Origin of the sequence: Rheinheimera sp. 1928-s (assembly GCF_029269265.1) — a bacterium.
In the GTDB taxonomy this organism is placed as follows: domain Bacteria; phylum Pseudomonadota; class Gammaproteobacteria; order Enterobacterales; family Alteromonadaceae; genus Pararheinheimera.
On record NZ_JARIXP010000003.1, the window covers coordinates 476,498 to 502,552 of the forward strand.

16 protein-coding genes are annotated in these 26,055 nt (G+C 47.4%); 5 read left to right on the forward strand and 11 right to left on the reverse strand.

The annotated features are described in order from the left end of the window. From P3C17_RS09885 to P3C17_RS09895, 3 genes are all read right to left on the reverse strand, one after another. The gene (locus P3C17_RS09885; RefSeq protein WP_300929287.1) at positions 1-726 is read right to left on the reverse strand and encodes a SapC family protein; all 726 of its coding nucleotides are present in this window, start codon (positions 724-726) and stop codon (positions 1-3) included. Between the two features lie 180 nt (positions 727-906). Beyond that, positions 907-3,873, reverse strand: coding sequence for a TonB-dependent receptor (locus tag P3C17_RS09890; protein WP_300929288.1), 2,967 nt, complete (start codon positions 3,871-3,873; stop codon positions 907-909). Between the two features lie 243 nt (positions 3,874-4,116). Next, a complete protein-coding gene (locus P3C17_RS09895; protein ID WP_300929289.1) occupies positions 4,117-4,362 on the reverse strand; it encodes a hypothetical protein in 246 nt (81 codons plus the stop codon). A 32-nt stretch (positions 4,363-4,394) separates the two neighbouring features. Here P3C17_RS09895 and P3C17_RS09900 point away from each other — a divergent pair, with 32 nt between their 5' ends. Together P3C17_RS09900 and P3C17_RS09905 are read left to right on the forward strand one after the other, a co-directional pair. After that, entirely contained in the window at positions 4,395-6,941 is a 2,547-nt protein-coding gene (locus tag P3C17_RS09900) for a glycoside hydrolase family 3 protein (RefSeq protein ID WP_300929290.1), read from the forward strand. Between the two features lie 64 nt (positions 6,942-7,005). Further along, the gene (locus tag P3C17_RS09905) at positions 7,006-8,226 is read left to right on the forward strand and encodes a sugar MFS transporter (protein ID WP_300929291.1); all 1,221 of its coding nucleotides are present in this window, start codon (positions 7,006-7,008) and stop codon (positions 8,224-8,226) included. A gap of 67 nt (positions 8,227-8,293) precedes the next feature. On the opposite strand, the gene P3C17_RS09910 is transcribed toward P3C17_RS09905, so the two are convergent. The 3 genes from P3C17_RS09910 to P3C17_RS09920 are packed head-to-tail and all read right to left on the reverse strand — an operon-like array spanning position 8,294 to position 15,666. Further along, entirely contained in the window at positions 8,294-11,380 is a 3,087-nt protein-coding gene (locus P3C17_RS09910; protein WP_300929292.1) for an efflux RND transporter permease subunit, read from the reverse strand. Next, positions 11,377-14,469, reverse strand: coding sequence for a multidrug efflux RND transporter permease subunit (locus P3C17_RS09915; RefSeq protein ID WP_300929293.1), 3,093 nt, complete (start codon positions 14,467-14,469; stop codon positions 11,377-11,379). The genes P3C17_RS09910 and P3C17_RS09915 overlap by 4 nt, the downstream gene beginning before the upstream one ends. Further along, complete coding sequence (locus P3C17_RS09920) at positions 14,470-15,666, reverse strand: efflux RND transporter periplasmic adaptor subunit (protein WP_300929294.1); 1,197 nt, start codon at positions 15,664-15,666, stop codon at positions 14,470-14,472. Between the two features lie 307 nt (positions 15,667-15,973). Between P3C17_RS09920 and P3C17_RS09925 the strand changes: the two genes are divergently transcribed. Beyond that, positions 15,974-16,297, forward strand: a complete 324-nt coding sequence (locus P3C17_RS09925; RefSeq protein WP_300929295.1) for a nuclear transport factor 2 family protein — start codon at positions 15,974-15,976, stop codon at positions 16,295-16,297. Between the two features lie 35 nt (positions 16,298-16,332). After that, entirely contained in the window at positions 16,333-17,268 is a 936-nt protein-coding gene (locus P3C17_RS09930) for a YafY family protein (RefSeq protein WP_300929296.1), read from the forward strand. Here the strand turns inward: P3C17_RS09930 and P3C17_RS09935 are convergent. From P3C17_RS09935 to P3C17_RS09945, 3 genes are read right to left on the reverse strand one after another with little or no spacing between them, the layout of a single operon-like run. Next, positions 17,265-17,699: a response regulator gene (locus P3C17_RS09935; RefSeq protein WP_300929297.1), complete on the reverse strand. Its 435-nt coding sequence runs from the start codon at positions 17,697-17,699 to the stop codon at positions 17,265-17,267. The two genes, P3C17_RS09930 and P3C17_RS09935, sit on opposite strands and share 4 nt — an antisense overlap. Beyond that, the gene (locus tag P3C17_RS09940; RefSeq protein WP_300929298.1) at positions 17,689-22,173 is read right to left on the reverse strand and encodes a response regulator; all 4,485 of its coding nucleotides are present in this window, start codon (positions 22,171-22,173) and stop codon (positions 17,689-17,691) included. Before P3C17_RS09940 ends, P3C17_RS09935 begins: the two co-directional genes overlap by 11 nt. Continuing rightward, positions 22,173-22,742 (reverse strand): Hpt domain-containing protein, encoded by a 570-nt coding sequence (locus P3C17_RS09945; RefSeq protein WP_300929299.1) that lies wholly within the window; start codon positions 22,740-22,742, stop codon positions 22,173-22,175. The genes P3C17_RS09940 and P3C17_RS09945 overlap by 1 nt, the downstream gene beginning before the upstream one ends. A gap of 133 nt (positions 22,743-22,875) precedes the next feature. Here P3C17_RS09945 and P3C17_RS09950 point away from each other — a divergent pair, with 133 nt between their 5' ends. Further along, positions 22,876-24,960, forward strand: coding sequence for an EAL domain-containing protein (locus P3C17_RS09950; RefSeq protein ID WP_300929300.1), 2,085 nt, complete (start codon positions 22,876-22,878; stop codon positions 24,958-24,960). A gap of 42 nt (positions 24,961-25,002) precedes the next feature. Here P3C17_RS09950 and P3C17_RS09955 read toward each other — a convergent pair whose 3' ends face one another. Together P3C17_RS09955 and P3C17_RS09960 are read right to left on the reverse strand one after the other, a co-directional pair. Continuing rightward, positions 25,003-25,437 carry a DUF6691 family protein gene (locus P3C17_RS09955; protein ID WP_300929301.1) on the reverse strand — a complete coding sequence of 145 codons (435 nt, stop codon included), beginning with the start codon at positions 25,435-25,437 and terminating at the stop codon, positions 25,003-25,005. A 10-nt stretch (positions 25,438-25,447) separates the two neighbouring features. Then, a complete protein-coding gene (locus P3C17_RS09960; protein WP_300929302.1) occupies positions 25,448-25,873 on the reverse strand; it encodes a YeeE/YedE thiosulfate transporter family protein in 426 nt (141 codons plus the stop codon). Between the last annotated feature and the right edge of the window lie 182 nt (positions 25,874-26,055).

The window sequence follows — 26,055 nt, forward strand, 5'->3', positions numbered from 1 at the left end:
TTACTCAAACTGCTTATTTTTTAACTGCAGCAAATGCCGGATATTAGCCTGAGAAGCTATGGCCATATAAATCGCCTGCAGATAACCTTTTTGATGCAAGAGCGCCAACAGCTCTGGCGATAAAGTGGCAAGGTTTTCTTCGTGAATAGTATAAAAACCTGCCAGCTGCTGTTTTTGGCCATTGCTGAACGTCAGATCCAAAGTAAAAGATTCCAGCAATTGATGTTCAAGCAACAGGTCAATAAAAGCCTTGCTGTCGAGCATGCCGAAATGAATGGTTTCCAGCATGCTGGCGACTTGATCCAGATAAGGGCTGTTGCCACCAAAAGGTAAAAATAAGCTTTCGCCTTCAGTACTGCTGACCCGCGGATTGTCTAAATCTATATGAATAACACGCTGTGCGGTTTCAATACCGTCTTCACGCACCAACTGCTGACCAATTAAAAACGGCTGACGTCTGAGCATCAGCGGCACATAGCAACCACGCCAGTTATCCTGCTGTAAAAACAGGTTTTCCTGATCCTGAAAACCAAAAAGAGTCACGGCAAAAAACTGATTGCTGTGATTGTCTTTGTGGAAAAAAATCGGGTAATGGGTCTGAACGGTACGAAATTCTTGAGGAAAAGTGATGGCAAACCAGACTGCATCACCGTATTCAGCGCCTCTGGCCGTAATCACCTTCAGGTCTCGGTGTTCAACACTGTTCAGTAAAACATTGTGACTCATACTGTATCCCGGTCTGTTATTTATATTTTTAGTTATAGTTTGTCTGAAGTTTGTGAGCGGCCATCAAGGCTGCTGTTTATTACTTCTTTATAGGGCAGAATTCATCAAGATATAGCATCTTCAATCCGGATTGAAGATGCCAGTAGAGATTGGGCCATATCCTTATGGCCCTGGTCCAGCTTAGAAGCTGTAGCGAGCACCGATACTGTAACGAGCACCGGACTCAATCAGGCTTAACACTTGCTCTTTGGCGCGGCCGTGAACACGGATATGCTCATCAGTCACGTTCAAAGCTTCAACATAAACTGTTAAACCTTCCACTTGTGGTAAGTCATAACTGACTGACATATCAATTTGGTGATAAGCCTCAGTATAACGTGGGTGAGCTCCTGTATCCTGACCTCTGGAGTTCAGGAACTGATCACGCCAGTTATAGGCGATACGAGCCTGGAAACCATCCATTTCATAAAACAAAATGGCGTTGGCTGTGTCACTTAAACCAATTACAGCAGCCTGGTCCTGCAACAGGAAGTTGTTATAGCTTGTTTCACTATCCACCATAGTGTAGTTCGCTATAGCACCAAAACCTGTTTCACCAAAAGCATGCTGAATAGCGAATTCCCAGCCATCGATCACTTCTGAATCAGTACCATTGGAAGGTGTATTGATATCAAATATCAAATCTTCATCTTCACCAGCAACACCATCAATAGTTCCAGCCGCTACATTCACGCCCGGAGCATTTGGATAGTTGGCAAAAATCCAGTCACGAATAGCACTGGCATCATTGCCAACTGCAGCTACTGCTTCATCGTACTTCTTACCATCTACCGGGTTAGGAATGTTGTAGATAGTCGATTTAACAATAGAGTTGCTGATAAAGTTACTGGTGTCTTTACGGAAATAACCAATAGAGGCGTAGCTAGATGGTGAATAGTACCATTCAGCCGACAAGTCGATATTTTTGGATTCCAAAGGCAACAGACTTGGGTTACCAGCATTACCACCACCACCAGCACGGTTGGCTATAGTAGCCACTACGGTACCGCCCTGAATGGCGACATAGTCCGGACGACCAATAGTTTCACTGTAGGCGGCACGTAACATCACGTCATCCACTACTTCAATATTGAAGTTTAAGTTAGGCAAGATGTAATCGTAATCGCCACTTTTCGTTTGAAACTCACGTTGACCACTGGCTTGTAATACAATTTCAGTGTCCGCTACCCAACGAGCACCATTGTAGGCAGCGACGGCAGAAGTGGAAGTAACGTCTGTTTGTTCATAACGTACACCGACATGAACATCGTACGGCATGCCAGAAATTTCATTTTCATAGTTGTACTGCACATAAGCAGAACGCGATTCTTCCTTCGTGTAACGGTTTACGTCGCTGTCATAGTCAGTGGAAGGGCAGAAGTTGGTGCCACAATCACCGGCGCCAACAAAACCAGCTGGGGTATAGAGCTGTTCAGCACGGGCACGTACTGTATTGAAATCCCAGAAGAAAATAGTATCCAGAACTTCAAAATCGCGATCCGGCATTAAGGAGAAATCACCTTTGCCAGCGTTAAATTTGTCATGGATAGTACCAGCCGGGAAATACGAATCGTCAAAATCGCCAGCTTGACCTACACCACCCCAGTCATTCCGTTGCACGTTGACTGATTTTGAATGGTTATCAACGTCTGTGATAGCAATACCAAAATCTATGCTGCCCGCGTTTTCAAATATATATTCGCCATCAAACTGGTACTGATCAATTTCAGACTTATTGGTCGCGTTACCAAATACGCTACCTGTTACTATCATGTCGGAAGGACGAACAGCATTACCACCTTCAACAGCCAGCAAAGGCAGTTCGCCGGTAAAGTCTGTCGCAGCACTCTGGCGAACAAAGGCGGCGGTACTTAAGGTGTTGTTTGAGCCTAAAGCATGGTTAGGTTTGAATTCAGCATCAGATTGGTGAGCATCAAAACTCAGTTTTAAATTCTCCGTGGCTTGCCATTCCAGATTCAAACCCAAAGAACCACTTTGGTTACGCACACCATAATCACCGGCCCCCATAGACAAATCGGCAAAGCTATTACCATAGTCTTCTGAATAAATCAGCGGTGAAGATACAGGGCCATCAGTCCAGACACTTTGTGACGGCACATAGGTATACCAGGCGGACACGTCATTGTATTGAGTGTCGATATCGTTGCGCATGTAGGTATAGTCTAAGGATGCGGTCAGATTATCAGTAGGAGCATATTGCAGCACTAACTGGCCGTTGGTGCGGGCACGTTGCTGCTCTTCAAATTTGTAAATGGTGGTTTGTGGCACAGAATACACATCATTGGCACCAGGACGATTCACCTGATTATCATTTGGGATACTACCCCACTGACCAGAAGTGATATCGACAGAACCAGGGAAGCTGCGCCAACCTGTGCCTACGTTGGCTTGTTGACTACCACTTTCACGCTCCTGATAACTGGCAGAAACCAAGACACCAAATTTGTCATCGTTAAAAGTTGTAGAGTACAAACCTGCTAATTCCGGAGTAGCACCGCCTTCTTCGGTTGATCTGTCATCCACCATGGCCGCACTAAATACAGCTTTTTCGCCGCCAGCACTTAAAGGTTTTAAGGTTTGAACATCAATAACTGAGCCGATACCACCTGTTGGGTTTGAAGCAAAACTGGTTTTGTTTACTTCAACACCGCTGATGGTGTCAGCAGAAATATTAGCGAAATCAAAAGAACGCGAACCTGTAGTCACAGGCATTTGACGGCCGTTCAGCGTCACTAAGTTAAAGTCCGGACCAAAACCACGGACCGATACTTTACTGCCTTCACCGTTGACACGGTCAATAGAAACACCGCTGATACGCTGCAGAGATTCTGCCAGGTTGGTATCAGGGAATTTACCTATATCTTCAGCCGAAATTGCATCCACAATACCTGTAGAAGATCGTTTGGTATCCATGGATTTAATCAGACTACCGCGAATGCCGGTCACGCTGATCACTTCAATTTTTTCTTCAGCTTTAGCGTTTTGCTCTTGTGCGGCATCCGCAAAAGCAGGCATAGCAACGCCTACTCCAAGCACTAATGACAGACTGGTGGCGAGTCTGGTCTTTTTGAACGTTTTGGATTTCATCTTAGTTCCCTGTCGACTGTTTTTTTGGCTTTTTACTTTTATAAGAAAATTATTGTGACGCCGGACAGATAGCTTAACTACTCCCCAAAACTAACTGTAAGCGCTTTCACAAACTTAGGTGATTTTTTTTAACTCGTCAATACTGAAAAACTAATTCTTACACTTTGGTTAAAAAACAGTTGGCAATACTGACTTTATCAGTTAAAAATGAAACCGCTTACAATTGCATTCTAACCAAGCATATCAAGGTGTTGTGTTTTCCTTTGCTGAAAAAATGTGATGTAAATTTAAAACAATAATAAGCAAATCAAAGATTTGCATACCGGAGCTTTTAATAAGCCCGGAGGACACGGGGACAGAACACCAAGCACCCATCAGGGTTTTTGTATGCTTTTGCTTAAACAAAAATGCTGATTTGCCTGCCAGCCCCGCCGATAAAAACTCTGTTGATACTTTGTTAAGGTCTGACTTTCCAACCAAAGCGGACACAAAGGCAAACAGAGCTCAACAGGATAATGATTATGTCTCGACACACCCCATTGGCGTTGTTGTGCAGTGCTGCACTTTTCACTACTTTGTCCGGTTGCGGTCAACAAAAGGCCACCACTGAAACAGCAACAGAAGTTAAAACAACAACTGCCGAAAGCCTTGCACTGTGGCCTGAATTAAAAAGCCCTTTAGCGAACACTGATACAGAACAAAAAGTACAGCAACTGCTGAGCACTTTAACTATTGAGCAAAAAGTAGCTCAGTTGATCCAGCCGGATATCCGCTGGATGACAGTGGAAGACATGCGCCAGTATGGTTTTGGTTCTTATTTAAATGGTGGTGGTGCTTATCCGAAGGACAATAAAAAATCCACAGCAGCAGATTGGGTGGCCTTAGCTCAGGCTTATTACGATGCAGGCGTGGACTCAAGTAAAGATGGCAGCTCTATTCCACCTATCTGGGGCACAGATGCTGTGCATGGTCACAACAATGTGTTTGGCGCTACCGTCTTTCCGCACAATATAGGTTTAGGTGCCGCCAACAACACAGAATTAGTGGAAGCTATAGGCAAAGCCACAGCAGTGGAAGTGGCTGCCACTGGTATCAACTGGATATTTGCCCCAACAGTTGCTGTAGCCAGAGATGACCGCTGGGGCCGCAGTTATGAAAGTTATTCGGAAGACCCGACTATTGTAAAAGAGTTAGGCGCAGCATTGGTCAAAGGTATTCAGGGCAATGTTGGATCTGACTTTATGCACAGCGGCCGCTTAATAGCCACAGCTAAACATTATCTGGGTGATGGCGGCACTGAAAATGGCAAAGATCAGGGCGACAACCTGAACACTGAAGCCGATTTAGTCCGCTTACATGCTCAGGGTTATATCAGCAGCCTGAATGCAGGTGTTCAAACCGTGATGGCCACCTTTAACAGCTGGCATGGCGAGAAAATACATGGCAGTCACTACCTGTTAACCAGCGTGCTGAAAGAACGTATGGGGTTTGATGGTTTAGTGGTAGGAGACTGGAACGGTCACGGCCAAATTCCGGGCTGCACCAATAATAACTGTGCCGCGGCAGTCAATGCAGGTGTGGATATTTTAATGGCGCCGGAAGACTGGAAGCTGCTGTATCAAAATACCCTGGCTCAGGCCAAAGCAGGTGAAATATCAGCAGCTCGTTTGGATGACGCCGTCAGCCGCATTTTAAGAGTGAAAATCCGTGCGGGTTTATTTGAGCGTGGCAATCCGGCGCAGTCGGAGCTGGCAGGTAAATCAGAACTGATAGGCCATGCTGATCATCAGGCTATTGCAGCCCAGGCCGTGCGTGAGTCTTTAGTGCTGTTGAAAAACAACAATCAGCTACTGCCACTGGCGCCAAAACAAAAAGTGCTGGTGACAGGCGATGGTGCTGACAATATTGGTAAACAAAGTGGTGGCTGGACTTTAACCTGGCAGGGTACAGGCAATACCAATGCCGATTTCCCGAATGGGCGCTCCATTTATTCAGGCATACAGCAACAGGTTGAAGCAGCTCAGGGCTCTGTCGAATTGAGCGTCGATGGCAGTTATCAGCAAAAGCCTGACGTTGCTATTGTAGTGATAGGTGAAAACCCATATGCCGAATTTGACGGTGATATCCGCACTCTGGATTATCAGGCTGGCAAAAACACTGATCTGGAATTACTGAAAAAACTCAAAGCGGACGGCATTCCTGTAGTCACTGTATTTTTAACAGGCCGGCCTTTATGGGTGAATCCTGAATTAAATCAGTCCGATGCTTTTGTTGCGGCCTGGTTACCTGGTACCGCAGGTCAGGCGGTGGCTGACGTTTTATTTAAAACTCAAACTGGTGAAGTTCAGTATGATTTTAAAGGCAAACTGCCATTCTCCTGGCCTAAAACAGCGGGTCAATCCCCGTTAAATCAAGGGGATAGCAACTACGATCCGCTTTTCTCCTTTGGTTATGGCCTGACCTATCAGGACAACACCACTATCGCCAATGATTTATCCGAACAAATCAACAGTGCAACCGGCTCCAGCAACGAAAGCTTAAGTTTATTTGAGCGCCGCCCGGCTTCAGGTTACAGCCTGTTGCTGCAGGATGAACAAGGTCTGGTCACAGTCACAGGCAACAAAGCCAAGAGTGCCGACCAAAGCCTGAGCTTAGCTGCAGTGAACTGGCAAAAGCAGGAAGATGCCTTATTGCTCGACTGGGCTGCGAATTCCAAAGCTAAGTTGGTGCTGCAAGCTGCAGTGCCACTGGATGCCAGTGCTTATGGTCAATTGGTGGTGGATATGAAATGGAGTTCATCGCCAACAGCTGCCGTTACATTAGCTCAATCCTGTGGTTCGGGCTGTGGTGGCACTTTGGATTTGGCTGAACTGATCAACGGCAAAGCCGCAGGCCAGTGGCACAAAGTAGTGATTGATTTAAGCTGTTTTGCTGCCAAAGGCGCAGCACTGAATCATCTGCAGCAGCCTTTTGTATTACACAGCGAAGCAGCTTATCAGTTAAGTATTTCCAATATCCGACTGACCCCTGCCACAGCAACGGCCGATTTAAGTTGCCCGGCAGCTTAATAGTTTTTTAACCACAACCTGATAACAAGAAAGGCCGTCAAGCTGCGGCCTGATGAGGAATAGAATGCAAACTGTTCAAAACGCCGAAGCGCAGGGTTCCGGCACACCAGTCAGTAGCTGGGCTTTACCTGCTCTTACTTTTTTGTTTTTTATCTGGGGTTTTATTACTTGTCTGAATGACATTTTAATTCCGCATTTAAAAGCCGTCTTCGATCTGACTTACACTCAGGCCATGTTGATCCAATTCTGCTTTTTTGGCGCTTATTTTGTGGTGTCTTTACCTGCAGGAGCCTTGATTAATAAGCTGGGTTACCAGAAAGGTATAGTCATAGGTTTAGCTATTGCTGGCTTTGGCACACTGAACTTTATTCCGGCAGCAAGCTTTCACAGTTATGCCTGGTTTTTAGCTGCTTTATTTGTGCTGGCATCCGGCATAACCATTTTACAGGTAGCAGCCAACCCTTATGTCACAGTGCTGGGTAATCCAAAAACCGCCTCCAGCCGCCTGACCATGACACAAGCCTTTAACTCTTTAGGTACTACGGTAGCGCCTCTGATTGGTGCAGCCTTGATCCTGAGCCAGCTCGACAGCACTGAAGGTGCTGATGCAGTACAACTACCTTATCTGGTGCTGACCATAGCCTTATTTGCCGTGGCTTTTGTATTTGCGCGCTTAAAATTACCTGAAGTTCAAAACACCACAGCAGCAGAAAAAATCTCCATTAAAGCCCTGCTGCCATACAACCATTTATGGCTCGGTGCTTTAGGCATATTTATGTATGTTGGCGCTGAAGTGGCTATAGGTTCAGTGATGGTCAACTTTATTGCTTTACCTGAAATCACAGGGCTGGCGGAAGCTGAAGCAGCTCACTATGTCGCCTGGTATTGGGGTGGAGCTATGGTGGGCCGTTTTATCGGTGCTTTATTGATGCAGCGTATTAACGCAGGTTTATTACTGGCTATTCACGCTGCGGCCGCTATTGTGTTGCTGGTAATGGTGATTACAGGTCAGGGTCAACTGGCCTTACTGGCACTGCTGGCCATAGGTATCGCCAACTCTATTATGTTCCCGACTATCTTCAGTCTGGCGTTACATGGTTTAGGAAAATATACCAGTCAGGGTGCTGGCTTATTGTGTCTGGCGATAGTCGGCGGGGCTTTAGTGCCGGTAGCTCAGGGCATGTTAGCCGACTCATTTGGTCTGGCTTTGTCTTTTATCTTGCCGGTATTTTGTTACATCTATATTTGCTACTTCGGTTTACGCAGTCGCAAAGTAACCAGTTAAGGCGCAAGCCGGGGCAAGGCAGTTGTTTTCCCGGTTTGGCCTTGCCTACTTTATGCCTCAGGCTGAGTTAAACCTCAGCCTTTTTTTCGTTGCTATGCTCAGGCATCAACAGGTCTTCTGCTGTTTTCCGGCGGAATTTACTTAATGCCAGATACACAGCTGGTGTGCTGTAGAGCGTCAGCAACTGACTGACCAGCAAACCACCTACTATGGTAATACCCAAAGGCTGGCGTAACTCTGAACCTTCGCCCATACCAAAGAGCAAAGGCACAGCGCCTAATAACGCAGCAAAGTTAGTCATTAAAATAGGACGCAAACGTTGTGCTGCGGCCAAAGCGACCGCCTCTTTGGCTGATAAGCCGAGATCACGTTCAGCATGTAAGGCAAAATCGACCAGCAAGATGGCGTTTTTCATCACTATGCCAATCAGCAAAAACAGCCCCAGCAAGGCTATCAGGTTAAAGTCGGTATTACTGACATACAGCGCAAGCAGAGCGCCTAAACCAGCACAAGGCAAGGTCGATAAAATAGTGATAGGCTGGATCGTACTTTCATACAACACGCCCAGCAGCAGATAGACAGTTAAAATCACGCCAATAATCAACCAAAGCTGATCGCCGGTTTTAAACATAGCGTTACGCTGATCTTCACCATTGATAGTATGAATACCGCTTGGCACCATAGCCATAGCCAGCACCCGATCTATAGCAGCTGATGCCTGTTGCAAAGTCACGCCTGGCGCTAAACCATAACCTATGCCCACAGAAGCAAACTGACCATCGCGGCGAATACGATCATTGGCCAGACTGTACTGATAACTGGCAATACTGGACAAGGGTACCCGGCTGCCATCAGTCGTCACCAGTTGCAGTTGCTTTAATACTTCAGGCTGAGCTGTGTAGCCAGGAGTCAGCTCCATCACTACCCGGTACTGGTTCATCTCATCATACAAAGTCGCGACCTGACGCTGCGAAAAGGAGTTATTCAGCAAAGTGGCAATAGTACGCATATCGACACCTAACCGCTGCGCCGCTTCGCGGTCTATCGTCAACGAGATTTGCTGTGCATCTTCACCACTGGGCGTGTCTACATCCACCAGCTCTGGCAGTTCCTGCATTTTTTCGGCAACTTGTTTGCTCCATTTACGCAGCAATTGCAGATCGCCGGATAACATCATCAGTTCGTAATCGCTACGGCCAAAAGGTGAAGACAACCGAATATCCTGATCGACATTCAAAAACACCATGCCACCCGGCACTTTAGGTGCTGTGGCTCTGATCCGGTCGACCACTTGCTGCGCAGAAATCTTCCGCTCCGCTAAAGGCTTTAACCGCACCCGCATCCAACTGTTGCTAATGCCAGTATCACCGCCACTGGAGCCTGTTACGTCAGCTATGGCCGGGTCTTTTAAGATATGCTGGCGAAAAGCCTCAATTTTGGGCTGCATAATCTGAAACGAAAAGCCATCGTCGCCACGAACAAAACCATTTAACTGGCCTGTATCCTGATTCGGTAATAAACCAGTAGGAACCTGTTTGTACAGCCAGGCATTAGCCGCAAACAACAGCACCAATGCAGCCAAAAACCAGCGGTAATGACTTAAGCTCCAATTCACACTCTGATGGTACTTGTGCTGAAATTTATGGAAAGCTCCGGTTTCACCTTCCCCCGGCTTTTTTGCTTTTAGCAACAGCGCGGACAGGCTGGGAGTCAGAGTTAAAGACACCACCAGGCTAATCGTCATAGCTGCAGCCAGGGTGATAGAGAATTCGCGGAATAAACGCTCAACCAAACCGCCCATAAATAAAATCGACAGAAAAATAACCACTAATGCCAGATTCATAGCCAGTAAGGTAAAACCCACTTCAGATGCGCCTAGCCTCGCCGCCGCTAAAGGCGTTAAACCGCGCTCTATATGGCGCTTAATGTTTTCGACCACCACTATGGCGTCATCCACCACTAAACCTGTCGCAACAATGAGTGCCATCACCGACAAATTATTCAGCGAAAAATCACAGAGATACATCACGGTAAAGGAGCCAACCAAAGACACAGGAATAGCCAGACTTGGAATTAATGCGCTGCGCAGGCTACCTAAAAAAGCCCAAACCACCAACACCACCAACACCACAGCAATCAACAAGCTGATTTGAGCTTCAGTTAAAGTTGCGCGGATCACTGGACTTCGGTCCATCACCACAGCTAAATCAGCGTCTGCTGGTATCAGCGCCTGCAACAGCGGCATTTGCTGATAAATGGCATCTATGGTTTCAACAATATTGGCGCCAGTACGACGACTCACCAGCAATATCACTGCGTTTTTATCGTTATGAAAACCTGCGCTGTAGCGATTCTCCGTAGAGTCGGTAACCAAAGCCACATCCGATAAACGAATAGGAGCACCGTTGACATACTTCACGACTAAAGACTGATAATCCGAAGCCTGCCGCAAGGTTTGACTGGTTGCCAGTTGCCAGCGCTGATCGTCGCTTTCCAGCACACCCAAAGGCACAGCCGCATTAGCACCACTGATAGCAGCGCGCACCTCATCCAAAGCCACACCATATTGAGTCAACATGCCAGGATTGAGTTGCACCCGTACAGCAGGCAATGAAGCCCCTGTCACTTCCACTTCGCCCACACCATTAATAGCGGCAAGTTTCTGCGCCAGCACAGTAGAGGCCGCATCGTATAAAGCACTGGACGCTAAATGTTCTGAACTTAAGGCCAATGCCATCACAGGAGCTTGTGACGGGTTGAATTTACGGTAACTTGGATTACGGGGCATACCGGATGGCAACTGGCTGCGGGCTGCATTAATAGCTGCCTGCACTTCACGAGCCGCTTCATCTACATTGCGGTCCAAATCAAACTCCAGTCTGATCTGCGCTGAGCCTTGATTACTGCTGGAGCTGATACGGTTGATACCAGCAATACTACCCAAAGCCCGCTCCAGCGGAGTTGCCACAGTAGAGGCCATACTTTCAGGGCTGGCACCGGGCAAACTGGCGGTAACCACTATCATAGGGAAATCGACAGCGGGCAAAGGAGATACCGGCAATAAGCGCCAGCACAACATGCCCAGCAACAATATGGCAGTGGCAATTAAGCCGCTGGCTACAGGGCGCTGAATAAAGGGCTGAGCTAAATTCATAGCGCTTTCGCCTCAGTAGCCGCCACACTTTCTTTGCTACTTTCTGTACCGCTGAAATGGCGATCAAACCATAAATACACCACAGGAGTGGTAAAGAGTGTCAGCACCTGACTGACCAATAAACCACCGACCATGACCAAACCTAAAGGCTGGCGTAGCTCAGCACCTGAACCGCTGGCCAACAACAATGGCACTGCACCAAATAACGCCGCCAGAGTAGTCATTAAAATAGGTCGGAAACGCATTAAAGCCGCCTGATAAATAGCATCTCGTGGTGACAAGCCCTGATTACGCTGTGCATCCAACGCAAAGTCGACCATCATAATGCCGTTTTTCTTCACCAAACCTATCAGCAGCACTATGCCGATCACCGCTATTAAATCCAGCGGCTGATCAGCAATCAACAACGCCAGCAAAGCGCCCACAGTAGCTGAAGGCAAAGTCGATAATATGGTGACCGGGTGAATTAAGCTTTCGTACAAAATGCCCAGCACTATATACATAGTGACCACAGCGGCCAGCACCAGCCAGAGTGTATTACTCAAAGACGCCCTAAAGGCTTCAGCAGCGCCCTGGAAGGTCAGTTCCACTTCGGCAGGCAGCTGTAATTGCTGCTGCACTTCTTCAATAGCGGCCACAGCTTCACCCAGCGAATAACCTTCTGCCAGATTAAAAGACAAAGTCACAGACGGGAACTGGCCCTGGTGGTTAATCAGTAACTTAGCAGGTCGTTGTGTCACTTTGGCCACAGCGGATAAAGGCACAGGAGTACCAGAGCCAGAGCTGATATAGAGTTTATTCAGCGCATCGACACCGTTAATTTGATCCGGATCCACTTCCAAAATCACACGATACTGGTTGGCCTGAGTAAATAAGGTGGTTACCTGGCGCTGGCTATAAGCACTTTGCAGCACAGTACTGATTTGCGACACATTAATACCCAAACGGGCTGCGGCTGTGCGGTCTATGTCGATATAAGCCTGCAGGCCCTGTTGCTGTAAATCATGGGCTACTTCAGATAATTCAGGCCGTTGTTGCAAGGCTTCGACTAAATCCGGTAGCCACTGATTCAGTACCTCCTGATCCGGCGTGGTTAAGCTGAACTGATACTGAGTCCGGCTGACTCTATCTTCAATACTCAATTCCTGTACTGGCTGGAACCAGCCTTTAATGCCAGGCACAACCAAGACTTGTTGCTCCAGCTGGCGGATCACCTCCATAGCCGACAACTCACGTTCGCCATGTTGTTTCAGATTGATCTGAATACGGCCACTGTTGATGCTGGTATTGCTGCCATCCACCCCAATAAAAGACGACAAACTGCTGACATCCGGATGCTGCAGAATATTTTCTGCCAGTTCCTGCTGGCGTGAAGCCATAGCCTTGAACGAGATGTCCTGCGGTGCTTCTGTCACCACCTGGATCACACCACTGTCTTGCAACGGGAAAAAGCCCTTAGGTACAGCAAGATACAACAGAGCTGTTAAAGCTACAGTAGCCAACATACTGAACATAGCTAAGGTTTGATGGCGTAACACCCACTGCAAACCCCGGCCATAAGAAGCAATAATGCGGTCCATCAGACCATTTTGATCATGATGTTCCGGCAGAGTTTTTAATAAACGTGCGCAGAGCATAGGAGTGAGCGTTAAAGACACCACCAGCGAAATTAAAATAGCGACTGCTAATGTGACGGCGAATTCAAAAAACAACCTGCCTACGACATCGGCCATAAACAGCAGAGGGATCAGCACTGCGATCAGCGAAAAGGTCAGTGAAATCAGCGTAAAACCTATTTCTTTGGCACCTTTGAGTGCCGCTTCCATAGGAGAAGCACCTTGTTCACGGTGCCGCGCCACGTTTTCCAGCATCACTATGGCGTCATCCACCACAAAGCCAGTGGCTATGGTCAGCGCCATTAAGGTCAGGTTATTGACGGAAAAGTCCAGCAACACCATCACAGCAAAAGTACCAATCAAGGATAAAGGCACGGCCAGACTGGGGATAATAGTGGCAGGAATACTGCGTAAAAATGCAAAGGTGACCAAGACCACCAGCACTATGGCAAAAACTAATTCTTTTTGTACGTCACGCACTGAAGCTCTAATACTGTGGGTACGGTCTGTTAAGACTTCGACCTTCACAGCCGCCGGCATAGTGGCTGTCAGTTGTGGTAACAACTCCTGCACTCTGTCGGCTACATCAATAACGTTAGCACCAGGTTGGCGCTGAATATTGACCAATACCGCAGCTTGCTGATTGGCCCAGGCGGCGAGAAAACGGTCTTCAGCACCATCTTCGATTTTAGCCACATCTTTTAAGCGGATAGGCGCACCTTCGCGGTAGGCAACTATTAACTCTTTGTATTCCTCTGTACTGCGGATTTGATCATTGGCTTCAAGCATAGTGGAGCGAAATGCTCCATCAAAGCTGCCTTTGGGCTGGTTGGTATTGGCTGCGGCTATAGCAGAACGCAAACTTTCCACACTTAAATCCAGACTGGCTAAAGCCGCTGGATTGGCTTTGATCCGAATAGCCGGACGCTGGCCACCCGCTAAGCTCACCATACCTACACCAGTCAGCTGAGCTAACTTTTGCGCCATGCGGGTGTCCACTAAATCGTAAACCGCAGGCAAAGGCAGAGTATCGGAGCTGACAGCTAAGGTCAGAATTGGCGCGTCAGCCGGATTGACCTTGCGGTAGACAGGAGGCGTAGGTAAGTCATTGGGTAGTAATGAAGAGGCTGTATTAATAGCGGCTTGTACTTCCTGCTCTGCCACGCCCATATCTACCACTAAGGCAAACTGCAAGGTAATCACAGAAGCACCAGCAGAGCTGTTGGACGACATTTGTTTTAAGCCGGGAATTTGGCCTAAACGCCGCTCCAAAGGCGCTGTGACAGTTCGCGCCATAATGTCTGGGCTTGCCCCTGGGTTAAAGCTAAATACCTGAATAATAGGGTAATCCACCTGAGGCAAAGCAGCCACAGGCAATAAACGCCAGCTTAAAATACCGGCAATTAAAATAGCCAGCATCAATAATGAGGTGGCAACAGGGCGTAATATAAAAGGCTGGGACAGGTTCATCATTTACCCCTTAGACGCGTCCTGGATCACCTCAACTTCACGGTCAGGCCGTAAGCGATCTAAGCCTTCCAGCACCACCTTATCGCCTGCGTTTAAGCCTTCCTCCACCGCGACTAAACCGTTATCCACAGCACCTAGTTTCAGCACGCGAATTTGCGCTTTGTTGTTGTCGTCTACCATATACACATAAGTACCCTGTGCACCATATTGCACTGCGTCTTGCGGAATGGTCACTGCCGCATTTTGCACCGCCACATTTAAACGCACATTGACGAATTGATTCGGGAATAACTCTTCATTCTGATTGGCAAATTCTGCCTTTAACTTCAAAGTACCAGTGGCTATATCAATCTGGTTATCCAGGGTCGTTAAAGTCCCCTTGGCCAGCGGCATTTGCTCTGCTCTGTCCCAGGCTTCCACCGACAAAGCAACTCCTGCACGAAATGCTGTACGCACTTGCTGCAACTGAGTTTCAGGAATAGTGAATACCACAGCTATGGGCGAGCTTTGAGTGATAGTGATTAAACCTTCAGCGCTGTTCGCCTGAATTAAATTACCGGGGTCGACAGCACGCAAACCTAAACGGCCACTGATAGGCGCTTTAATCTGGGTATAAGACAGTTGCAAAGAGGCAGCATCAATAGCAGCCTGATTCGACTTAATGGCGCCTTTCAGTTGATTCACTAAGGCTTGCTGCGCATTCATTTGCTGGGCAGCTATGGTATTTTGCTCTTTGAGTTTGGCAAAACGCTCTAAATCCTGCTCCGCACTTTTCAGCAGCGCGACATTTTGCTCTTTCTGACCTTGAACCTGAGCCAGTTCTGTTTTGTAATCGGCCGGGTCAATCTGAGCCAACAGCTGACCGGCTTCCACTTTTTCACCTTCTTTGAAATGCACTTGCTGCAATGGCCCAGACACCCGGCTTTGCACCAACACACTATTCAGTGGGGTTACTGTACCAATGGCTTTAATCTGCACTTTTAAATCTGTGGATCCAGCTTCAATCACCCTTACAGGCACAGGCATAGCCCATGGATTATTGGCAGCACCAGCCCCTGCAGGACGCGCGCCGCCAGGTCTTTGCCCAGCGCCAGGTTTGCCCGCAGCAGCAGATTCAGCACCAGGCCAGAACCAATACACAGCAGCAATGGCGACAGCCAAACCAGCAGCTAAAACAAAAGGCTTTTTAAGCAAAGACATACGATAAATCCCTGTAACAAAATTTAGGTTTAGTAAAACGAGCCTACTCTAATTCAGCCTGTGAAGCGCTGCAACGAAGTGAATGTCAAGATTGAGTAAAGATGGCCTGACATTCGGTCAGAAGTATTTTTACTGCGATGAAAGGCAAAAGGATCAACTGAATAACTACTGACATCAGGTTTTTAACCCAAAGCAGCTAACGGCGTATCTGCTAACAGATTTTTTCTGCATTCAGCAATCAGGCTACTGACATACAGTTGTCAGTCTGGGTTGCTAACCTCAAGCGGTCAAGTAAAAGGAGCGCATCATGACTATGTTAGATACTGCAATTGATCGTTATTTTTCAGCGACTAATACCAGAAATAATCAACTGGCGGCTGAGTGCTTTGATCCAGACGCTTGTGTGTTTGACGAAGGCCAGCAATTGACAGGGCTGGAGTCTATCAGGCATTGGTTACAACATACCCAACAAAAATATCAGCCCGTGGTGCAGGTGCTGGCAACACAACGCAGTTACGGTGAAGTCTGGGTAAAAACACAAGTATCAGGCCAGTTTCAGGGTAGCCCAATACAGCTAAACTATGTATTTGCCTTGCAAGATGGCAAAATCAGCCGTCTGATGATCCGTTAATTTTTCCTGTTCTGAGCCCATAGAATGAGAGTCCGATGAACCGAATTGATCGCCTGCTGGCGCTGATATTGTATTTACAAAGTCGCCGAACCTGCACAGCCGAAGCCATGGCAGAACACTTTGGGTTAAGTGTTCGAACTATTTACCGTGATATTGCTGCTTTGGGTGAAGCTGGAGTGCCTATTCTGGCTGAAGCCGGGGTTGGCTATAGCCTGATGAAAGGTTATTTGCTGCCACCGGTGAATTTCTCCGAACAAGAAGCTTATGCACTGTCGACGGGCGTAATGCTGGCGCAGCGCATGACCACCCATAGCTATAACGAAAAAATGCAGTCCGCTTTGGACAAAATTAAAGCCGTATTACCTGGTGAAGCTAAACATCGGCTGGAAGTTCTGGCCAAAGGCATGGCAACACCCCATACAGAACATCCGCAACAGGCCGATTTGTCAGTGTTGCAACAAGCCATAGCACGGCAACAGCTGTTGAGTTTTGACTACCAGAACGTCAGCCAAACCCCAAGCAGCCGACAAGTGGAAGCGGCAGGTTTAGTGTTTTACCTTGGTCGCTGGCATCTGATTGCCTGGTGCAGACTGCGACAGGACTACCGCGATTTTCGCACCGACCGTATGCAAAACCTGCGAATACACAGCGACAAGTTTCAGGCCAGAACCAACTTTGATGCCAAAGACTTTTTACAGCATGGCACAGCCCCAGCCCAACTGACTGCGCAAGTGCTATTTGCCCATACAGCAGCAGACAGAGCCAGGCGAGAGTGGTGGCAAGGTATTACCACAGAGCAACAAAGCGCAGAAGGCGTAGTGATGACGCTGAACTGCAGCAACTGGCTTTCATTAGCCTGTTGGTTGCTGTCCCTTGGCATAGCCGCAAAAGTATTGGCTCCGGAAGCACTAAAACTAGAAATGCGCCAACAAAGTCAGGCCATTTTAGCTTTGTATTCCAGCTTGTCTTAAGTGGGGGTATTGCTTTTCAGTTGCCGTAACAGGTCGTCTTGTTGCTTCAGTTTTAGCTGAGTTTTTATTCTGTGTTGTAAAGTAACCCTATTCACTGGCTTGATCACAAAGTCAGCACCTCCAGCTTCCCAGCACTGCGTTTCTTCTTCCTGACTTTGTAAGCCAGTGACAAAAATCACCGGAATTTGCATCAGTTCAGGCTGCTGTTTCAGTAAGCGGCAGGTGGCTAAACCATCCAGATCTGGCATCACCACATCCAGCAGAATTACATCCGGGGGATTACTTTGACAAAGGCTGATCGCCTGAGCACCAGAAGTGGCCATAAAAATCTGGTAGTCGGCATTCAACATTTGATGAATGATTTGGATATTCACCGGCTGATCATCCACCACCAGCACTTTTGCTTTGGGTTGTAACGGCTCAGGACTCATCAGACACACCTTTTAGTTGAGCGGAATACTGTTCAGTGTACAGCAGCGCTTGGGCAAAATTTAATTGCTCTAAAGCGCTTTCCAGTTGGGTTGAAAGCCTTGGATCGATGTTTTGCAGCATATTTTTCAGCACAGCAAACTGATCCAAAGCACTCATATTAAAGCTGTGTAGCGACTGTTGCAGTTGCTCTAGTTGCACAGTCAGCTCTGTTTCTGTCAGCATCACAGCAACTGAAGATGCTTCTGTTGCTGGTGCTGTTTCTGCTAATAACACAGGAGCAAAAGCAGCAAAAGCTTGCGCGTCAGCAACAAACTTCGACAGCACTCTGGGTAAATCCAGCGCCGTTTTTTGTTTAATGGATTGCTCAATAGCTGCTGCGGGTTCAGATAAACAGACAATACCTAAAGCACTGGCAGAGCCTTTCAGCGAATGCGCCAGCAAGTACAGTTCTTTTTCTGTCAAAGCAGACGCTTCAGCCTGCAGTTTGACCAGCGCGGCATCCAGCTCCATCACAAAGGATTTCAGCGTTTTATGATACACAGCCACCGAATTACCTAAGCGGTTTAACGCCGAAGTCAGTTGCACACCTTGTTGTAAAGCCGCATCAACCAAAGCCGGACTGAGCAATTGCTGTTGTTTTTCCTCGACAGGCAAATTAGCGTCAACAGGAGCTTTTGACCATTTTAAAATGGTGTTAACCAAGGTATCTATGGCAAAGGGCTTGGCCACATGATCGTTCATCCCAGCATCCAGGCAAGCCTGCTTATCCGATTGCATCGCATTGGCGGTCATGGCTACTATAGGCAAAGTCAGCATAGTGGCTTTGCTGCGAATACGTCTGGTGGTTTCATAACCATCCATATCCGGCATCTGAATATCCATCAGTACCAGATCGTATTTATCCGGCTGTTGCTCCAACATCGCCAGGGCAAAAGTGCCACCCGGCGCTATATCCACTAAAGCGCCTTCATGGGCCAATAACTCGGAGGCCACAATCTGATTGGTTGGGTTATCTTCCACCAGCAGCAGTTGCAATCCGTTTAAACGGCTTTGCCGTGGTGCAGCATCCTGCAGCGCATTGGAAAACATTTGTTTGCCCGCCAGCGCATCCAGCACAGCATCCAATAAACGACTTGGGGTGACAGGTTTGACAATAAAACCATTCAGCAGATGCTGACTGTGTTCATCCAGCTGTTTTTGCGCCAGACATTCGCGACCATGAGCAGTGACCATAATCACCACTGGCATATCCGGACCTTGCACAATCTGGCGAATTTTTTCTGCCGTTTGCCAACCATCCAGGCCCGGCATCAGCCAATCCAGCAACACCAGTTTGTAGCTGTTGTTCTGTTGCAGCAGCTCCAGCGCCTGCCCGCCGCTGTGGGCTAAATCCACCTCACAGCCATAATGCCGCATCACTTCAGAGAGGATCTGCCGTGACTGCTGGTTATCATCCACCACCAGCACTTTTAGATCCTGTAATAAAGATAAATCAGCCTGAGCAGCGTTCAGGCTGAGGCAGTTAAACCAAAGTTCAAACTCAAAACTGCTGCCAGCGCCCTGCTTGCTATCCACCGACAGTTGGCCTCCCATCAGCTCTACCAGACCTTTACTGATCGCCAGACCTAAACCTGTGCCACCATAACGACGGCTAATCGAAGATTCTGCCTGACTGAAGCTCTGGAAAATCAACGACAGCTGTTGTTCTGTCATGCCAATGCCTGTGTCCTGCACTTTAAACTTAATTTTGGCCGCTTCCGCCGTGCGCTCCGTGACTTCCAGACTAATAACCACTTCGCCTTTTTCGGTGAACTTGATGGCATTGCCTGTCAGGTTCAGCAGCACCTGCTTCAGCCTCAGGCTGTCACCTACCACTAATTGGGGTAAATCCTCGTCAAACTGATACAGCACTTCCAAATCTTTACTGCCCAGATTAGCCGACAAAATGGTGCCTAAATCTTCCATCAAAACAGCCAACTCAAAACTGTGACTGTCCATTTCCAGCTTGCCGGCTTCTACTTTGGAGAAATCCAGAATATCGTTCAGAATGGCCAGTAAAGACTTAGCCGCTATTTCGGTCTGACGAATATAATCTTCCTGCCGACGGGTTAAGCTGGTTTGCTGCACCAGTTGTAACATGCCCAAAATAGCATTCATTGGCGTACGGATTTCATGGCTCATAGTGGCCAAAAAAGCGGACTTCGCATTATTAGCCGCATCAGCCTGCTGCCGTGCCTGCGCCAGTTCCTGCTCTCTTTTATGCTGTTCAGAGCGATCCCGCGCCACCAGATAAAAATAATCCTGCTGCTCAAAACGGATCCAGGACAAATTTACGGACAAAGGTATAGTGACGCCTTCTGTATTTTCAAATTGGGTTTCAAACTGCACACTGCGTTTTTTCTCCTCACTTTGAGTCAGCTGCAGTTGCCTGTCACCCACTAACTGCATGGCTAAATCAGCCAGGCTTAACTGGCCGGCACAGCAAGCCAAAGCGGCCGGATTGGCTTTAATTACATCGGCCTTGTCGTTTAACCAGAAGACTAAATCCGTACTTTGTTCTGTTGACACTTTTGCCAGCGCCAACTCAAATTCCAGCTCTTTTTGCAGCGTTAAATCCCGGGCTATACCTAAATACCCCACCACCTGTTTTTGCTGATCCAGTAAAGCCGTGACCGCAACTTGCACAGGGCAACGACTGCCATCTTTACGAATATAAGTCCACTCTCTGTTATCGGTTTGGCCTTGTTTGGTTTTTTCAACCAACACAGTTAAATCCGCCTCAACCTGATGACCCAGCTGTGCTGTCAGTTGCTGAGAATACTCCGCCATTTCAACAGGGTCATGAATGATGGCAGGGCCATAACGACCAATAACTTCAGCTTCTTTATACTGCAACATAGCTTCTGCTGCAGGGTTAAAAGAGGTAATCATGCCATTCAGATCCGTGGTGATAATGGCATAGTTGGCGTTTTGTAAAATGCTTCGTTGTAAGGTAGATACGCGCTCAATTTCAGCGGTTCGCAATTCCACCTGATGTTCCAGCTCTTCGTTGGCTTGTTGCAGTTTTTGTTCAGCCAGTTTGATATGACTAATATCGTTAACCGTCAAAGCCGAACCTATAAATTGACCTGTTTCGTCCAGAATGGGCGAAAGATTAAGCGACACCGGATACAGCAAGCCGGATTGATGCTGACGTACACTTTGGATATACCGGATCTTCTGGCCTTTACGGACCTCTTGTTCCAAATGCCGTTGTTCGTCCAGATGAGTGGCCGGCACTATAAGCTCGCTGATAGTGCGCCCCATAGCCTGAGATTCGGTGTAACCAAACATTTGTTCTGCCGCAGGGTTCCAACTGCTGATCAATCCCAGCTGATCCGTACCTATCACCGCCTCATTGGCATTCTCTACTATGGCCGCCAACACTGCTCTGTGCCTGGTAAGCTGTAAACGCCTCGAGAGAGTGAGCTGTACAAAAGCAAAGATGACAATCAGCAAAGCAGTAATACTCAGGCTGGTGTAATACAAATTTAGTGGTTTTGGCAGCTTCAGTCCGCTGACAAACTGAGGCGTTGCCTGTAACCGTACCTGCCAGTTACGACCAAAAAGCGACAATGTATGTTCGGCCTGATAATCAGGTAAAACAGCATCTGTTACGGTTTTTGTATAAAAGGCCTGCTGAGGATCAAAAGCAATATCAATCACCTCCAGTTGCACTTCCTCTGCTCCCGCCATTTTTATACTGGATAAGATTTCATCTATGGTTAAAGGCGCATAAGCCAGCCCATATAACTGCTGATAGCGAGCTTCAGCAGTTTCAGGTGCTTTACCTTGCAGATAAATCGGCATCAACAACAAAAAGCCCTGAGACTTCTTGTTTTGCGCCTGCACCAACGTCACTGGCTCTGTAATTACAGCTTTGTTTTCCCGTACAGCTTTTAACGCAGTTTGGTAACGCAATTGTTCTGAGGCAATATCAAAACCTATAGCTTCCTCGTTGTCAGCCATAGGTTCTATGTACTGGATCACAAACAAATCATGGTTATGGCTATTTTGCTGACGAAAGCTAAAAGCATCGCCATTTTCAGCTTCAGCCTTTAGTAAAAACTGCGGCAACTCGGCCGGTGTCACTTTACGGATAATGCCAAAACCACGGGCTCCGGGAAACTCCAGGGTCAAATCTCGGCTTTGGCTGTAAGACAGTATATTCGGATAGCTAAAATGCTCAGCACCGGCACTCAGCACAGCGCCACGTACCCCACGTAAACCATATTGGTAAATGGTCATCTTTTCGACTATCGCATCCGCCAGCTGATTGGCTTTTACCTCTAAGCTTTGCTGAATTCGCTGCTGGTTTTGCTCCTGCAGGCGCTGTTGCAAATAGTCAGAGACCCAAAATCCTGTTCCTGCAAACAACAGCATCGGCAATAAAGTTGCAATCAGCTGTTTCAGGTTGCGTTTCAGCCAGACCATTATCCGGGTTCCTTGTGATTTATTTTGTGTATTAAACGCTTTGCCACAGCGATAAAATCCAACGCCATCATATCCTGCTCCATCAGTACAAACTCATCAGGTCCCAGATAACGGATCCAGCCCGCTCTTTGTTGCTGAAATAAGCTATAGGCCTGCATATCACAATTTTCAAGGTGTTGAATATACAGCTGAACATCAGGCAAGCTGCTGTCTGTGGCCTGTTCAAACTGGCTCATCCATAACTTTAATGCGACAGAAGTTTGTTCCAGACAATCCAGATACAAAGCAAAGTCAGTGGCAGAGGGCAACTCACCACTTTGCTGCAAAGCCAGCTCCAGCGGTCGTGATAATTCAGGTAAATCTATGGCGCCTAAAGTTGCATAACTGCCCCGCAACTTGTGCAAGGTATGTTCCACAGCTTTATGATTTTGTTGCTGGTATGCCTGGGTAAGTTGCTGTATTTCAACAGGGGTTGAGGCAATTAATTGAGCTACAGCCGGAGACAAATGCAAAAAGGCATCATTAGAAAAGCCGATCAACTGTTCCAGCACACTAAAATTAAACAACATATTGAGCTACTCTGACGCTTTCTCACAGCATAATGGGCTTTGGCTGAAAAATCCCGCGCTTTGTCCAGTTAATTTTGTCTGGTTAATTTTTCCGTCTACACTCAAAAGTGGGCATAAAACAGGGAAGTACCAGATGCAGACCACTCAATCCGACTTGGTAGCAGCAAAAATTTTACTCGTTGATGATCAGGCTTCATCTCTGATGTTGCTGCGCGAACTGCTACAAGGCATGGCGACTTTATACTTTGCAACCGATGGCGCTACAGCTTTGGAGCTGGCGCGTCAGCATCATCCTGAACTGATCATACTGGATATCGAAATGCCAGGTATGGATGGCATTGCAGTATGCAGAGCTTTAAAAGCAGACCCAGCAACCCGTGATATTGCCATTGTATTTATTACCTCCCATATAGATACAGAACACGAGTTATCCTCGTTATCCGAAGGCGGCATCGACTTCTTACGTAAACCTTTGCATGCGGCAACCAGCCGTATTCGCATCAAAAATCTGCTGGATTTAAGCCGTTACAGCCGACAAGTTGAAGCAGAAAAAGAATGGCTGCGGGTGACGCTCTGCTCTATAGGTGACGCCGTCATCGCCACAGACTTGAATGGAAAAATCAGCTTTATGAACCCCATAGCCGAACGAATGACAGGCTGGTTCGCTAAAGATGCCCTGAGTCGTCCTATAGAAGAAGTGATGCAATTACGTGATGCCCATACACTGCAACCACATTGGAACCCGATTTATTTTGCGCTGAAAGAACAGCGTGTGGTGGCCATGGCTCTCAATTGCCAATTGGTATCACGTACAGGCCAGCTATTTCAGGTCGAAGACTCAGCTGCACCTATTATTGACCAAAATGGTCAGTGCCTCGGCAGCATAGTGGTATTTCATGACGTCAGTGAAAGTACGGCGTTGGCGCTGAAAATGAGCCATCTGGCCAATCATGACCCTTTAACCAACTTACCCAACAGAGTGCTTTTATACGACCGTATCGAACAAGCCATTAAAAGAGCAGAGCAGTTGCATCACAAATCGGCCTTGTTACTGATCGATCTGGACCACTTTAAATACATCAACGACTCAATAGGCCACAACCTCGGCGATTTGCTGATCAAACAAGCTTCTGAGCGGTTACTGTCAATTTGTGGTACAGGCACTACGCTGGCCCGTTTAGGCGGAGATGAATTTGTGCTGGTGTTACCCGAACTTTGGTCTATCGACGAAGTGGGTTTGTTCAGCAGTCAGGTGCATAGCCAGTTCCAGCAGCCTTTTGTATTGGAACACAAAAAGTACCAGATAGCCGTCAGTATTGGCGTCAGTATTTATCCGGACGATGCCCAAACCATAGAAATGTTTATGCGCCATGCCGATGTCGCCATGTTTAAAGCAAAATCTGAGGGCCGCAACAGAACCAGCTTTTTCTCTGACGAACTGGAACAGCAAATTATCCATCGCCATCAGTTGGAGTTACTGTTACGCGAAACCTTAGCCAATCACCAACTGCAGGTGTATTACCAGCCAAAACTTTGTTTACAAACAGGTAAATTATTAGGGGCCGAAGCTTTAGCCCGTATGCAAAACCATCAGGGCCAGTGGGTGTCGCCTATTGAATTTATTCCGCTGGCTGAAGAAACGGGTTTGATTGGCGAACTGGGGCAACAAGTGCTGCGTCAAGCCTGTCTGGAGTGTTTGCGTTGGCAACAACTGGGGTATCAGGTGCCTGTTTCGGTCAATATTGCCGCAGCTCAGTTTGCCGATCCCAGTTTAGTAAAACAAATCAACAGCCTGATGGCTGAACTGAAGATGCCAGCCTACTTATTAGAACTGGAAGTGACAGAAAGTGCCTTAATGCTGGATGTCAGCAAAACCCAAAGCATGTTATGCCAGCTGAAAGCGGCCGGTATTTGTATTTCAATAGACGATTTTGGTACCGGTTATTCCAGCTTGTCTTACCTGAAAAAATTTCAGGTCGATGTGCTAAAAATCGACAAATCTTTTGTGCATGAAATGCTGACCGACAAAGGTGATATGGAAATAGTTAAAGCGGTGATCTCTCTGGCTCAGTCGATGAATTTGCAGCTCATCGCAGAAGGCATCGAACTCGAAGCACAAAAAGACAAACTGCTGGAGTTAGGCTGCCAGATGGGCCAGGGTTATCTATTCAGTAAGCCTTTGTCAGCGGAAGATTTTAAAGCCTATTTGCAACGCTAATCTGCGGATTTGCGTTGCAAATAGAGCAATATCAGGCAAGACCTAAGAACTCTGCTTCGCCTGAAAGTAATCTACCAATCGAATACCAATCAGCATAAAGACTATAAAAATCAGACCTTCAACAGAACCTGTGCCAGCCAGCACTAAAGCAGGGCCGGGGCATAACCCGACCAAACCCCAGCCTAAACCAAACAAAGCGCTGCCAACCAATAGAGGGCGGGTAATAGCAGTGGCTTCAGGCCAGCTGAATTTGGTGTTTAACAGGCTCTGTGGCATTTTCTTGCTCAACCTAAAAGCGATAAAAGCAACAGCTATAGCGCCCAGCATCACCAAAGCTAAAGACGGATCCCAAAGGCCAGTTACATCTAAAAACCCAAGCACTTTGGCAGGATTCGCCATACCAGCCATTAATAAACCTAAACCAAATAACAAGCCGCAGATAAAAGCGCTTAGGGATAAAATCCAGTGTTTTTGCATTGTACAGCCCTTACAGCAAATGACGGACGATAAAAACCGTGGCCACAGCCACACCCATAAACGTCAGAGTGGCCACCAGCGAACGCATAGATAAACGCGCTAAACCACAAACCCCATGCCCACTGGTGCAACCCGAACCTAAACGTGCACCTATGCCGACCAATAAACCGGCAGCGGCCAATAAGCCATAGTTGCCCGTGACTTCAGCCACAGGCAAAGGCGCCAGCATCAGCCATAACCAGGACGACAACAGCAAACCCAGAACAAAAGCCAGCCGCCACTGCCGTTCAGAGCCAGAGGAGGTAAAAGTTCCGGCGGTAATACCACTGATACCAGCAATACGACCGTTCAATAACCACAACAAAGCACAAGCCAGCCCAATCATCAGCCCGCCAGTTAAAGCCGACTCCGGCGTAAAATGAGACCAGTCAATCATAAGTGCCCTCTTGCTAATAGTGCTGAAGTTATAGACCTGCTGATTTTACAACCAACAAACTAAATTATGGATATAAGCATATACCATTTAGATATATTAGTGAACACTAAAAAACAGGAGTGAATAACAGCAAAAAGTCAGAGACAAGGAGCTTTTCTCTGCAAATAAAAAAGCCTGGAGAA

Bases quoted from the DNA above. Each gene is read 5' to 3' on its own strand.
- P3C17_RS09950 (WP_300929300.1), top strand. From the start codon at position 22,876: ATGCAGACCACTCAATCCGACTTGGTAGCAGCAAAAATTTTACTCGTT.
- P3C17_RS09920 (WP_300929294.1), bottom strand. From the start codon at position 15,666: ATGTCTTTGCTTAAAAAGCCTTTTGTTTTAGCTGCTGGTTTGGCTGTC.
- P3C17_RS09915 (WP_300929293.1), bottom strand. From the start codon at position 14,469: ATGATGAACCTGTCCCAGCCTTTTATATTACGCCCTGTTGCCACCTCA.
- P3C17_RS09945 (WP_300929299.1), bottom strand. From the start codon at position 22,742: ATGTTGTTTAATTTTAGTGTGCTGGAACAGTTGATCGGCTTTTCTAAT.
- P3C17_RS09910 (WP_300929292.1), bottom strand. From the start codon at position 11,380: ATGAATTTAGCTCAGCCCTTTATTCAGCGCCCTGTAGCCAGCGGCTTA.
- P3C17_RS09960 (WP_300929302.1), bottom strand. From the start codon at position 25,873: ATGATTGACTGGTCTCATTTTACGCCGGAGTCGGCTTTAACTGGCGGG.
- P3C17_RS09885 (WP_300929287.1), bottom strand. From the start codon at position 726: ATGAGTCACAATGTTTTACTGAACAGTGTTGAACACCGAGACCTGAAG.
- P3C17_RS09955 (WP_300929301.1), bottom strand. From the start codon at position 25,437: ATGCAAAAACACTGGATTTTATCCCTAAGCGCTTTTATCTGCGGCTTG.
- P3C17_RS09930 (WP_300929296.1), top strand. From the start codon at position 16,333: ATGAACCGAATTGATCGCCTGCTGGCGCTGATATTGTATTTACAAAGT.
- P3C17_RS09900 (WP_300929290.1), top strand. From the start codon at position 4,395: ATGTCTCGACACACCCCATTGGCGTTGTTGTGCAGTGCTGCACTTTTC.
- P3C17_RS09940 (WP_300929298.1), bottom strand. From the start codon at position 22,173: ATGGTCTGGCTGAAACGCAACCTGAAACAGCTGATTGCAACTTTATTG.
- P3C17_RS09890 (WP_300929288.1), bottom strand. From the start codon at position 3,873: ATGAAATCCAAAACGTTCAAAAAGACCAGACTCGCCACCAGTCTGTCA.
- P3C17_RS09935 (WP_300929297.1), bottom strand. From the start codon at position 17,699: ATGAGTCCTGAGCCGTTACAACCCAAAGCAAAAGTGCTGGTGGTGGAT.
- P3C17_RS09905 (WP_300929291.1), top strand. From the start codon at position 7,006: ATGCAAACTGTTCAAAACGCCGAAGCGCAGGGTTCCGGCACACCAGTC.
- P3C17_RS09925 (WP_300929295.1), top strand. From the start codon at position 15,974: ATGACTATGTTAGATACTGCAATTGATCGTTATTTTTCAGCGACTAAT.